Origin of the sequence: Micromonospora cremea, assembly GCF_900143515.1 — a bacterium.
Lineage (GTDB): Bacteria > Actinomycetota > Actinomycetes > Mycobacteriales > Micromonosporaceae > Micromonospora > Micromonospora cremea.
The window spans coordinates 600,369-613,084 of record NZ_FSQT01000001.1; the positions used below are offsets into that span (position 1 = coordinate 600,369).

Annotated in this window: 8 protein-coding genes and 5 pseudogenes; 2 read left to right on the plus strand and 11 right to left on the minus strand. The window is 66.6% G+C overall.

Annotated features, from left to right (window positions below; all coding sequences use genetic code 11):
- Window positions 1–261: 261 nt before the first annotated feature.
- Window positions 262–4,305 carry a family 43 glycosylhydrolase gene (locus tag BUS84_RS02660; protein WP_143728173.1) on the plus strand — a complete coding sequence of 1,348 codons (4,044 nt, stop codon included), beginning with the start codon at window positions 262–264 and terminating at the stop codon, window positions 4,303–4,305.
- 126 nt (window positions 4,306–4,431) lie between these two features.
- Here the strand turns inward: BUS84_RS02660 and BUS84_RS02665 are convergent, their stop codons facing one another.
- From BUS84_RS02665 to BUS84_RS02695, 7 genes and pseudogenes are all read right to left on the minus strand, one after another.
- Window positions 4,432–4,659 (minus strand): DDE-type integrase/transposase/recombinase, encoded by a 228-nt coding sequence (locus BUS84_RS02665; RefSeq protein ID WP_084757091.1) that lies wholly within the window; start codon window positions 4,657–4,659, stop codon window positions 4,432–4,434.
- A 72-nt stretch (window positions 4,660–4,731) separates the two neighbouring features.
- Window positions 4,732–5,094, minus strand: coding sequence for a DDE-type integrase/transposase/recombinase (locus BUS84_RS02670; protein ID WP_425293435.1), 363 nt, complete (start codon window positions 5,092–5,094; stop codon window positions 4,732–4,734).
- Window positions 5,028–5,837 (minus strand): annotated as a pseudogene (locus BUS84_RS02675) (IS256 family transposase); the annotation flags it as partial. The pseudogene BUS84_RS02675 and the gene BUS84_RS02670, both read right to left, overlap by 67 nt.
- A 27-nt stretch (window positions 5,838–5,864) precedes the next feature.
- Window positions 5,865–7,009: pseudogene (locus BUS84_RS02680) on the minus strand (IS30 family transposase).
- A 50-nt stretch (window positions 7,010–7,059) separates the two neighbouring features.
- A pseudogene (locus BUS84_RS02685) lies at window positions 7,060–7,563 on the minus strand (transposase); the annotation flags it as partial.
- Window positions 7,564–7,673: 110 nt separating this feature from the next.
- Window positions 7,674–8,156: pseudogene (locus tag BUS84_RS02690) on the minus strand (IS6 family transposase); the annotation flags it as partial.
- Between the two features lie 98 nt (window positions 8,157–8,254).
- Window positions 8,255–8,950 (minus strand): IS6 family transposase, encoded by a 696-nt coding sequence (locus BUS84_RS02695; protein WP_074311954.1) that lies wholly within the window; start codon window positions 8,948–8,950, stop codon window positions 8,255–8,257.
- A gap of 117 nt (window positions 8,951–9,067) precedes the next feature.
- Here BUS84_RS02695 and BUS84_RS02700 point away from each other — a divergent pair.
- Window positions 9,068–9,373, plus strand: a pseudogene (locus BUS84_RS02700) (transposase family protein); the annotation flags it as partial.
- A gap of 87 nt (window positions 9,374–9,460) precedes the next feature.
- Here the strand turns inward: BUS84_RS02700 and BUS84_RS02705 are convergent.
- The 4 genes from BUS84_RS02705 to BUS84_RS02720 form a co-directional block, all read right to left on the minus strand.
- Window positions 9,461–10,159 carry a hypothetical protein gene (locus BUS84_RS02705; protein WP_074308461.1) on the minus strand — a complete coding sequence of 233 codons (699 nt, stop codon included), beginning with the start codon at window positions 10,157–10,159 and terminating at the stop codon, window positions 9,461–9,463.
- A gap of 63 nt (window positions 10,160–10,222) precedes the next feature.
- A complete protein-coding gene (locus BUS84_RS02710) occupies window positions 10,223–11,197 on the minus strand; it encodes a hypothetical protein (protein WP_074308463.1) in 975 nt (324 codons plus the stop codon).
- A 7-nt stretch (window positions 11,198–11,204) separates the two neighbouring features.
- Window positions 11,205–11,495, minus strand: coding sequence for a hypothetical protein (locus tag BUS84_RS02715; RefSeq protein WP_143728174.1), 291 nt, complete (start codon window positions 11,493–11,495; stop codon window positions 11,205–11,207).
- A 650-nt stretch (window positions 11,496–12,145) separates the two neighbouring features.
- Window positions 12,146–12,646 carry a hypothetical protein gene (locus BUS84_RS02720; RefSeq protein ID WP_074308467.1) on the minus strand — a complete coding sequence of 167 codons (501 nt, stop codon included), beginning with the start codon at window positions 12,644–12,646 and terminating at the stop codon, window positions 12,146–12,148.
- Between the last annotated feature and the right edge of the window lie 70 nt (window positions 12,647–12,716).

A 12,716-nucleotide genomic window follows, 5' to 3' on the forward strand; every position in this document is an offset into this window, starting at 1 on the left:
AACTGTGCACGAGGTCGTTAGCTCCGCCACCCGGGCTGCTCTACCACTGGCACCGAAGTGCGCGCGTTAACATTCCATTTCGCCAACCCCCAGACTCCTTCTCAGGCAGGGCGTTGACATTTCAACAAGGGCTGCATATGTTAGCGCTCACTTCGAGCGAGGTCGCCCTCACCGTGCGCGTCTACTTCGGACACAACACTCGGCTGCATGACCCGTCCCGACGCCCGGCCTCGGCCGGGCGCCCACAGGAGGAAGCCCGGCATGTCCCTATCCCATTCCAGTCGGGCTCGGCAGCCCGCGCGCTACCGTGTCCGCCCCCTGCTCGCCGGCCTCACCGCTCTGGCCACCAGCCTGGTCGGTCTCGTGGCCCTGTCCTCACCCGGCATGGCGGCCAACCTCGACGACGGCCTCGTCCTGCGCTACGACCTCACCCAGGCCAGCGGCACGACCGTCACCGACAGTTCCGGCCGCGGCCACAACGGCTCGCTCAGCGGCGACGCGACCTGGCAAGGCGCGGACGGCCTGCGCCTCGGCGGTACCAACGGCCACGTCCGCCTGCCCGACAACGTCATGCAGGGCCTCACCGACATCACCGTCTCGGTGCAGGTCAACATGGCGACCGACCAGCTCGCTCCGTACTTCATCTGGGGCCTCGGCAACACCCTCAACGGGGTCGGCAACGGCTACCTGTTCACCACCGGCAACGCCCTTCGGGCCTCCATCGCCAGCGGCAACTGGTCGACCGAACAGACCATCAACACCGGCCGGAACCTCAGCCGCGGCAGCTGGCGCACCATCACCTACACCCTCGGCGGCGGCACCGCGGCGCTCTACGAGGACGGCGTCGAGGTCGCCCGCCAGACCGGCATCACGCTGACCCCCGGCTCGATCGGTGGCGGCACCACCAGGGCCAACTACCTCGGCCGCTCCGTCTACACCGCTGACCGGTACCTCAAGGGACAGGTCCGTGACTTCCGCATCTACGACCGTGCGGTGACCGCCGACGAGGCCCACGCCCTCGGTGAGCAGACCGCCGCCGGGCGGGCCACCGCCGACGCGGCAGCCCTCGACCTGGGCGACACCTCCGCGGTGACCGAGAACCTCAGCCTGCCCACCCGGGCCGCCGGCGGCTCCGCTGTCTCCTGGTCTTCCAGCAACCCGGCCGTGGTGTCGAGCACCGGCGTGGTCACCCGTCCCGCGGCGGGCTCCGGCAACGCCACCGTGACGCTGACCGCCACCGTCTCCTACGCCGGCTACACCGCCAGCCGGAACTTCGCCGTCACCGTCGTCCAGGACATCACCGACCAGGAGAAGGTCGACAACGCTCTCGCGGCCGTCGTCATCCACGATCAGAACGCCATCCGGGGCAACATCACCCTGCCCATCAAGGGGGCACGCGACGTCGCCTTCACCTGGACCGCGAAGGACCCCGACGTCGTCACGAAGACCGGTGAGATCAGCCGCCCGCCGTATGGTTCGCGCGCGGTTAAGGCCCGCCTCAGCGTACGCGCGACCAAGGGTTCGGCCAGCGCGGTACGCAACTTCACCCTGACCGTCCTCCCGCTGCCAAAGGAGCAGCCGCTCGAGGGCTACGCCTTCGCCTACTTCACCGGCGAGGGCACGGCCGACGGCGAGCAGATCTACTTCGCTGCGAGCCGCGGCAACGACCCGCTCAAGTACGACGAGCTCAACGGCGGCCGCCCTGTCCTCACCTCGAACGAAGGTGACGAGGGTGTGCGCGACCCGTTCATCATCCGCAGCCCCGAGGGCGACAAGTTCTACCTCATCGCCACCGACCTCAAGATCAACGGCAACGGCGACTGGGACGCCAGCCAGCGCACCGGAAGCAAGTACATCGAGGTCTGGGAGTCGACCGACCTGGTGAACTGGTCGCAGCAGCGCCACGTGCGCGTCGCGCCCGACACCGCCGGCAACACCTGGGCCCCGGAGGCCTACTACGACGACACCATCGGCGCCTACGTCGTGTTCTGGGCCTCCAAGCTCTACGCGCCGGAGGACACCGCCCACGCCGGCAACACCTATAACCGCATGCTCTACGCGACGACTCGCGACTTCCGTACGTTCAGCGAGCCCAACGTGTGGGTCGACCCCGGCTACTCGGTGATCGACTCGACCGTCGTCAAGCACAACGGCACCTACTACCGCTTCACCAAGGACGAGCGGAACAACACCTCGAGCACCCCGTGCAGCAAGTTCGTCCTCGAGGAGAAGTCGACCCAGCTGCGTAGCACGAACTGGGACTTCGTCAAGGACTGCATCGGCAAGGCGACGGACACCTCCGCGGGCATCAACCAAGGTGAGGGCCCGACGATCTTCAAGAGCAACACCGAGGACAAGTGGTACGTGTTCATCGACGAGTTCGGCGGGCGCGGCTACGTGCCGTTCGAGACCACCGACCTCGACGGCGGGCAGTTCACCATGTCGACCGGGTATGACCTGCCAACACACCCGCGGCACGGCACGGTTCTGCCGGTCAGCAAGGCCGAGCTCGAGCGCCTCCGCCAGGGTCCTCCACCCGTGCCGGCGACCAAGAAGGGCGTCATCGCCGACTACCGGCTCGCGGGAGGCACCGGCACGACGGTGGTCGACAGTTCCGGCAACGGCCGTGACGCCACCATCCGCGGCGGCGTCACCCGAGGCAGCGACGCGATGACCTTCGGCGGTACCGACGGCTACGTCGACCTGCCCGACAACCTGCTGACCGGCCTCACCAACGTCAGTGTCTCCGCCCAGGTCTGGGTCGACCCCGCGCAGTCCACCCCCAACTTCATCTGGGGCCTGGGCAACACCACCGACGGCGCCGGCAACGGCTACCTCTTCACGACCGGGAACTCCTACCGCACCGCCATCGCGAGCGGCAACTGGACGACCGAACAGAACACCGACGCCGGTCGTGACCTCGGACGGGGCGGCTGGCACACCATCACCTACACCCTGTCGGGTGGGGTGGCCCGCCTCTACGACAACGGTGTCGAGGTGGCCAAAAACAGCGGCGTCACGACGAAGCCGGGCGACCTGGGGGGCGGCATCACCACGGCCAACTACCTGGGCCGCTCCCTCTACACCGGCGACAACAACTTCAAGGGCAGGATGCGCAGCTTCACGCTGTGGAACCGTGGCCTGTCAGCCAACGACGTCCTCTCCCTCGCGGGGAACGAAACCGCCATCGGCTCGGTCAAGCTGGACGCCCTCAAGACCGCGGCCATCATCAACGGCGACACGAACACCGTGACCCTGCCCGTCAAGCCGGGCACCGACGTGACCGCGCTCGCGCCGGTCTTCGGGATCAGCGACGGCGCCCGCCTCGCCCCGGGCAACGGCTCGACGCAGGACTTGACGAAGCCCGTCACCTACACGGTCACCGGCGCGAACGGCACCAGCCGCGCCTGGACCGTCAAGGCGGTCGTCATGAACAGCCCCGTCCTGCCCGGATACAACGCCGACCCCAACATCGTGCGCTTCGGCGACACCTACTACATCTACGCCACCACCGACGGCTTCCCGGGCTGGTCCAGCACCACCTTCAAGACCTGGTCCAGCAAGGACCTGGTCCACTGGACCGAGCACCCGACCATCCTCGACCTGGGGCCGGACGTGTCCTGGGCCGACGGGCGGGCCTGGGCGCCGGCCGCGATCGAGAAGAACGGCAAGTACTACCTGTACTTCTGCGCAGACGCCAAGATCGGCGTAGCCGTCGCCGACTCCCCCACCGGTCCGTTTGTCGACGCGCTGGGCAAGCCGCTGGTCGCCGCCAACCCGGACGGCGGCCAGGCGATCGATCCCGCGGTCTTCACCGACGACGACGGCCAGAGCTACCTCTACTGGGGCAACGGCAACGCCTACGTCGTGCCGCTCAACCCCGACATGACGTCGTTCGACTCGACCAAGGTCAAGCGGATCACCGGTCTGACCGGCTTCCGCGAGGGCCTCTTCATGGCCAAGCGCGGCGGCACGTATTACCTCAGCTGGTCCATCGACGACACCGGCAGCGAGAACTACCGGGTCGGCTACGCCACCGCGACGAGCCCGATGGCCGGGGGGCTTGTCAACCGGGGCGAGATCCTCACCAAGGACGGCACGCTCGGCATCCTCGGCACCGGGCATCACAGCATGATCCAGGTGCCGGGCACCGATGACTGGTACATCGCCTACCACCGCTTCGCCATCCCTGGGGGTAACGGCACGCACCGCGAGGTGACCATCGACCGCCTGCGCTTCAACGCGGACGGGACCATCGCCAAGGTCGTGCCGACGCTGGAGAGCGTCCCGCCGCTGACGCACTGACGTCCGGGGCGGACGTCACGGCGACCCCGTGACGTCCGCCTCCATCCACCATTCACAGGGAGGCCATCAGGCGCTGTCGCATTGTCGGATTTGGAGACGCGTTGGACCTGGGGCTCCGGCCCGGGGTTAGATCGCTCGGGCGAGTTCGGTGAGCGCTGCGGCGACCCGCAGAGCGGGTGGGGCGTCGAGTCCGAGTTCGAAGTGTCCGCGGCGGAGGTTCTGCATGAAGGCGTGCCCGGCAATGATCAACTGCTCTGTCCGATCAGTTTGTAGCCCACGCATCGGCCGTAACCGGTGTTTGAGCTGGCTGTGATCAGCTTCTATCGGGGTTGTTCGCATGTTGCTCGACGTCATGCCACGCGGAGGGAATGGCGCTGTTGCGTTGGGGGACCGGCGGACGTGTTGAGCCTGTGTCGGATCGGCGGGTCAGATCGCTTGGGCGAGTTCGGTGAACGCAGCGGCGACTCGCAGAGCGGGCGGGGCGTCAACGCCGAGTTCGTAGTGTCCGCGTCGGAGGTTCTGCATGAACGCGTGTCCGGCGATGATGACCTGTGCGGTCTTGTCGGTTCGTAGCCCGCGCATCGGTCTCAACCGCTGTTTGAGCTGGCTGTGATCGGCTTCTATCGGGTTGTTCGCGTGTTGTTCGACGTGGTGCCATGCCTGCGGGATCAGCTCATCCAGCGGGCCTGTCAAGATTTCTGTGTAAGTTGATCTATGGGTTGTCAGGTCAGGTAGGGGCCGAGGCGGTCGGGGTAGGCCAGGGCGAGGGCGCCGAGGGCTTGGCGCCAGCCTGGGACGGTGGCGCCTTCGACGAGGCGGGCCTGGGCGCGGCGTTGGCCGGCGGGTAGGCCTTTCTCCTTGGCGCGGTCGCGGGCGCGTTTGTCTTCGATGTCGCGGATGGCCAGCCAGAGCAGCTTGATCACGGCGTCGTCGGTGGGGAAATGCCCCCGGTTCTTGATGATCTTCCGCAGTTGGTAGTTCAGCGACTCAATCGCGTTCGTGGTGTAAATGATCTTTCGGAGTTCGGGTGGGAACGCCAGGAACGGCACGAACCGCTGCCAGGCGTTGGTCCACGTCGCGACCGCCGCCGGGTAGCGGCGGCCGAGATCGGACTCGCCGAACGCGAGCAGTTCGGCCTCGGCGGCCTCAACCGTCGGCGCGGTGTAGATCGGCTTGAGGGCCGCGGCGACCTTCTTGCGGTCGGTGTAGGACACGAACCGCATCGCGGCCCGGATCACATGCACGGTGCAGGTCTGCACCGTACTCAACGGCCAGGTCGCCTCGATCGCCTCGGCGAAGCCGGTCAACCCGTCACAGCAGACGATCAACACGTCGCGGATACCGCGGTTGCGCAGCTCGGCGCAGACCCCGGCCCAGAACTTCGCCCCTTCAGCGGCCTGCACCCAGATCCCGAGCACATGCTTAACCCCGTCAAGGTCGACACCGACAGCGATGTGCGCGGCCCGATTACGCACCTGGTGCCCGTCACGGACCTTCACCACCAGGGCATCGAGGTAGAGGATCGGGTAGATCTGGCGGTTTCTACCGGTCGTTGCGAATCAGCTCGTTGTCATTTGGCGTTGCCATTGTCCCATCATCTGCTGCGGCGTCTTGTCGTTCAGGCACAGGCGTGGCCGTTCGTTGAGCTCGCCGGCGATCTCTTGGAGTTGATCGTCGGTCCATCTGCTCAGGTCGGTGCCTTTCGGCAGGTACTGGCGCAGAAGCCCGTTCGTGTTCTCGTTGGAGCCACGCTGCCAGGGCGAGTGTGGGTCAGCGAAGAAGATTCTGAGGCCGGTCGCTTGCTCGATGCGCTCGTGGTGGAACATCTCGTTGCCTTGATCCCAGGTCAACGTGCGCCGCAGCCTGGCAGGTAGTTTCGCGAACGTGCTGATCAGCGCGTCGCCGACGGACCGGGCACTGTGATCGCCGGGCAGCCTCACCAGCAGGGTGAACCTGGTCTTGCGCTCCACCAGCGTTGCGATCGCTGATCGGTGACCGGCACCCATGATCAGGTCGCCCTCCCAATGCCCCGCCTGACGGCGGGACTCGACCGCGGCTGGCCGCTCACGGATCGACTTCATGTTGGTTGACTGTTTCAGCGCGCCCTCGCGAGACCGGCCCCGGCCACGGCGACGCCGATAGGTGCGGCCAGTACGCAGATTGACGGGATCGGCGTGAAGGACCAGGCCTCGATAGACCGCCTCGTAGATCGTCTCGGCGCACACCTGCCACGCCAGCCGGCGCGGGTATCGCCGTCGCAGCCACCGGCTGATCTGCGCAGGCGACCATCCCCGATGCAGTTTGCCGGCAACCGCCTCGCGCAACGCGTTGTCGGCCGCCAGCCGCCGGGCTTCGGGCGCCGTCGGCGCACATGAGCCTGGTTGTGTGCATACCACGGCTGATACCGGCCGTCGGGTTTGCGGTTGCGAGCGATCTCCCGGTACACGCTCTGGTAGCTCTTGCCGATCCGGGCGGCGATCGACTTGACCTGCTCTCCTCGGGCGAGCCCGTCGGCGATCTCGATCCTGTCGTCCTGGCTCAGATACCGTCCGCTGATCGGGGTCTCGACATAGCTCACGCTGCCAGCGTCGATGAACCACAATGATCCACAACTCAGCGACACGCCCACTTCCTGGGCGGCTCGAGCACCCCGCACTCCTGTCCTGATCAGTTCGAAATAGCGACGCTTGACGTCCGTCGACATCTTGTTCGGCGCGTATCTCGGCATGCGAACCCCGTCCCATCAGGATTCGCAACGACCGGTAGAAACCGCCTCTCCTCCAGAGGCCGCGACTGCCAGGCCTTGACCTCGTCCAGGACCGAGTCGGTGATCTTCGAAATCGTCTCGTGGGACAGCTCAGTGCCCAGCGTGCGAACCAGATGATGCCCGATGTCACGGACCGTCATCCCACCGGCATACAACGAAATGATCATGTCGTCGAGGCCGCCGGCGCGCCGAACCCCCTTGGGGACCAGCCGCGGCTCGAACGTGCCCGCCCGATCCCGCGGCACCTCCAACGGCACCGCACCGACCTCAGTCATCACCGTCTTCGGCGTGCTGCCATTACGCGAGTTCGGCGACCCACGCCCGGCCGGATCACCCTTCTCATAACCCAGATGCCCCGTCAGCTCCGCCGGCAGACCCCGCTGCAACACCGCCTTGAGCATCTCCGCCAGAAACCCACCCTCACCGGTCAACGCCACCTCACCGGCATCCACCCGACGCATCACCTCGTCGAACAAACCGGCATCAACCATCTCCTCGACCGCCGCACGAGCCAACGACGGCGACGACAACGACTCACTCCCGCGCTGATCACCAGTCACGGCCATCTGTGTACTCCTTCAGCTCACGCTGATCTCGTTACACAGACCATCTGACACGCCCCATCCAGCACGCCGGGGTAGACCGCCGCGGCATCCGTGACCACCTCGTTGGGCGTCACCTTCAGCGTGGACAGCGCGCGTCGGAAGAACCGCCGGGCCGCGGCGGCGTCGCGGCGGGTCGAGACCAGCACGTTGATGACCTGCCCGTACTGGTCAATCGCCCGGTACACGTACCGCCACACCCCGTTCACCTTGACGTACGTCTCATCATCGTGCCACCGGTCGCCCGGTGAGTGGCGGCAGAATCGGGCGGCGTCAGCCAGCAGCGGGGCGAACCGCTGGACCCACCGGAACACGGTGACGTGATCGACCTCCACGCCGCGCTCGACCAGCAGCTCCTCAACGTCCCGGTAGGACAAGCAGTAGCGCAGATACCAGCGTGCCGCGAGCACGATCACCTCCGCAGGGAACCGGAACCCGGCGAACGCCGACTTCGGAGGTAGCCACGGCCGAGAGCGGGTCAACGACTTCACTGCTCAAGCCTGCCTCGATCTTGCCAACGCTCAACGCAACGGAGCCTGCCGGATCGATGAACGCGTTGTACCCCGGGTGGGGGCCGAGGTCAGATCGCCTGGGCGAGCTCAGCAAACGCCGTCGACACCCGCGTTGCCGGCGGGGCATCGACGGCGAGTTCGTAGTGGCCACGTCGTAGGTTCTGCATGAAGGCGTGTCCAGCGATGATCACCTGCGTTGTCCTGTCGGTTCGTAGTCCGCGCGTCGGTCTCAACCGGTGTTTGAGCTGGCTGTGGTCGGCCTCGATCGGGTTGTTCGCGTACTGCTCGACGTGGTGCCACGCTTGCGGGATCAGCTCGTCGAGGACTCTGGGGTAGACCGGCGCGGCGTCGGTGACGACCTCGCTCGGTGTCACCTTCAACGTCGACGTCGACAGCGCCCGGCGGAAGAACCGGCGTGCCGCGTCGGCGTCCCGTCGGGTGGAGACGAGCGCGTCGATGACCTGCCCGTACTGGTCGACCGCTCGGTACACGTAACGCCACACAGCGTTGATCTTGAGGTAGGTTTCGTCGACGAACCACCGGTCACCTGGGGAGTGCCGGCAGGATCGGGCGGCGTCGGCCAGCAGTGGAGTGAACCGCTGCACCCACCGGTAGACCGTGACGTGGTCGACCTCGACTCCGCGTTCAACCAGCAACTCTTCAAGATCGTGGTAGGAGAGGTTGAACCGTAGATACCAACGGACCGCGACGACGATCACCTCGGACGGGAAACGGAAACCGGCGAACGCCGACTTCGGTGGCAGCCACGGTCGCGGACGGGTCGACAGTTTCACCAGGCAAGCTTGCCTTGGCCTTGCCAACGCTCAACGCAACAGAGCCAGGACAACCCCAGGAACCACCTTGACAAACATAGGGGCATCACCATCGTCTACCGCACCAGCGGCATCGACCAGAAGCTGGCCGGACGGCCGGTCATGGCCGACGGCGCCTACCGCGGCAACCCAGAGGTGATCATCCCGTACCGCAAGCCAGCCGACGGCAGCGAGCTACCCGAGTGGAAGGCCGACCTGAACAGACAGCACCGCACCGTCCGAGCACAGGTGGAACACGCCCTGGCCAGGATGAAGTGCTCCAAGATCCTGCGCGACTACCGCCGCGCCGCCCACACATTGACCGACGCTGCTTCCGGCATCGCCCATCTCCACAACATCATCCTCACCGGCTGAACCGCCAGCCCCGACGGGGCAACACCTTCAGCGAGTTACGAGACGTCCTTTAGGTACCGGATGCAAGCCCCGGATCAAGCCCTTGGCTCAGCGTGCCGGCGCGGGCGTCCCCACAGCGGACCGCCGCGAGGCGGCTTCGGCGCGTTCGCCGCGGACCAGCCAGGTCAGCACGACGAAGGTCAGCAGACCCCAGACAAAGTAGATCGTCGTCAGGGTGACAGTGGAGAAATTCCACCAGTTCGTCCGATCTATCAGCAGCAGGCCAGTGGCGAGGAACATCGTGCCGGGCTTGACGATGAAGAACTTTTGCGAGTACGCCGTGAATGCGTGGTGGCCGAGGAGCAGGACGGTGAGGTAGATCCACGTCCACTGCACGGTGACGGCGAGCCAGCTGGTGCCCACCACGAGCGGTACCGCCACCAGGCAGAGAAGCGCTGCGCGCCAGGCAATTTCGGTGTTCATCCGTCGCCGGACCGCGGTAAGGGAGCGCCTCGGCCGTCCAGACCAGCGCAGCAGGGAGGGCCGGGGGAACCGCCACAGGTCGACGCTGCGGTCCTCGTCTCGGGCGCGGTCGTAATAGATCATCGACACCTGCCCGTCTCGGCAATGGAACGAGGCTCCGGACGGCGCGGCGGCTATGACCTTGCGGAGTCGCAGCAGCATGCGGAGAAGGCCCACGTTGCCGAGTGTGACCAGCGTGAGGAAGGCGTGTGCCACGATCCAAAGCCCGGCCGCGATGAGCAGTGTCGTACCGAGGTCTGCGAAGAACGCGACGATGGCATCCATCGGCTGCTCCAAAGGGGTGCGTCGACGCCCGGCGGTTGTCGGGGACGAGCGGGAAGACGGGGGTCAATGAAACAGTTCGTCGATGATGTTGTCGATTAGGTTGGCTCCGTCGCCCTGCCTGTCGGGGGCGAGCCGACGGCCGCCGTGAATGGTCTGTTCACCATTCGTCGAGGTACCGGCGACGGCTTCCTCGAACACCTGGGTCAGCGGGTTGTGTTGTCGGTTGCGCATCCACTCCCAGACGAGATCGACCGTGTGATCGACCGTGGCGATGCCGAGGCCGGCCGCCGCCCCCGCGAGGAACCATGTGAAGATGTTCCTCGCGCTGGTCTCCCGGGGTGGCGCGGGGTAGCCGGCGGCGAGGGCCAGCGGAGTGAGGTAGGCGCCGCCGAGACGAGGATCGCTGAAGTCCTCGAGCAGGCTCAGCACCCCGTGTGCGAACGGCTTGTCCGCGATCTCGCGCGCGAAGGCCTGCATGGTCGCCTCGGGCTGGCGGGCATGCCCGATGCGGGCTCGCGCCACCAGTCTGGCCAGCCGGGGCGAGGTGATTTCCGCGAGTTCCACTTCCCATCCATCTGGCAGCGACGGTGCCTGCACGACCGGCCAGAGCGCGAAGACCGTGAAGTCCAGGACAATGTGTTCGGGAAGCGCGTTCTGCGGCAGAGGGCCGGTCCGGAACAGGTATTGTGCTGCGCCGGCCGCGAGGAAGTGACGCAGCACCGTCATTGGGTCGGTCCGGCCCGGTGCGCCGGCCACGCTGCCGGCGATCGAGGCGAGCCGGTTGGCCTGGGTGGCGGTTTCCCGGCGACGAGCGGGTCGCCGACCCGCGGAGATGAGGTCGCGGTAGTCGGCGGCCATGCGATCGATCCAGAGCCGGAGGTTGGCCGGATCCAGCGGCTTGCGTCCTAGTTCCGCCGGATAGTGGTGGTGGATGACCTGGGTGCCGTACCCGACCTGATAGGCGCGAGCGGTGCCGTCAACGCGGGCGTGGAGATGCACGGTGGTCTCGGTCGGCGGATCGCGGTCGGCGGTCGTCATACCCGGATCACCGTTCTTCGATGTGCTGGTCGCGTGCGGACTGGAACACCCGCCCGTGGTCATTGACCTCCGCATTCATGTGGACGGTGAAGTCGCGGGCCCCACGAGTTGTTGACATGGCACCTCCCTCTGCGAGGTCTGTAGCGGGTGCCGCACTGTCGCTACGGTTTCCGTCGCTGCGGCCCATAAGCAAGCCGCACGCGGTTGCGCCGAGCCCGGCGACTCCGATGAGGGCCCCGATCGACGATGCCAGCTTGTCGGCCTCGTCGAGGCCGACCGAGAGGAAGTACGCGGACATCACGGTGACTGTGAGCGCGGTGGCTGACGCTCCGGCCCACACCAGGGCACGTCGACGTCTCTCCACTGTCATCCTCCCCACGGTGTTTGATGCCGGTGCCCGTTGAGCGCCGTCGTCTGCGTGGCTGGTCGCCGAAGCGGTGTGGACAAACCGGTACCACTGGCGTGATCGATTGCGGTGTTGAACCACTATCCCGTGGTGATTGGATGGCCGGTTGGGCGCCGGCATGGGGTGCGAGGCGGGCACGTCGAGGGGGCTTCGGCTTGCTCGCGATGCTACTCGGGGCTGCTCCCTGGCGGCGCTCTCCGGACGGTGCCGACGCTGTCGGAAAGGCGACCTGGCCTCGCAGGCGACCCTCGGGCGGCGATGACGGCGCGGCGCCCTGGTTCGCTCCAATTCCGCTCCGGCCGGACTGGCGAGGGCAGAGTCACCCACATGAGGCAGCAGACCAGTAGGGCTTCGGGATGGGCGGACCGGGCCCGGGCACCCGAACGGCGCATGTCTTTCCTACCGTCGCGCAATCAGCCGCAGCCGCCGGTGCGCCTACCCGACCTAGATTGTGCTGCCCGAACTTGCGACGATCTGGTGCCGCATCTCGCGACCAGCTTCACCCGAACCTGGCCAGGCCAGCGCCCAGCCCTGCAATGACGTCAACGATCGACGTCCGTCTGCACCACTAGGTCGTCCGCGAGCAAGTTCGCGTTGACCATGACCTGGTGGCGCTGAGTGTTCAGAATCCGTGCCCTAAGCGCCTCAGGAATCTCCACGACGAACAGTTCGACGCCGAACTCCGCAGCTGCCCGGGCGAGCCAGCCCGAGATTGAGTCGCGTGCGTCATGACTGGCGAAGGCGATGATCGTCCGGGTGCCCTCCCAGCCGGGCTCCCGCTTGAGCAGAGCCAGCTTGAGCACATCCTGCGCGATCTTCTTCGGCTGCGCCCCCTTCAACCTGCCCTGCCGGGCGTATGCCTCGACCACCACACCCATGTCCGGTGTCGCCGCATCCACCTCGACGAACACACCCCCAGACAGAGCGATTCTCGCCGGCTTGGTCAGGACCACACCCAGAGACGCGGCAAGCCCCGCAACGATCTCCTCCTCAGCCCGGCGCTGCGTCTGCGAGTCACTCTGATGTGGAGCTTCCTCAGGCATGGCGCCAGCCTAAGGGCCCCAGCAGCGCCGCGGCACAAGCCAGCTCGTATCGGAACCGTACGGATCTGCC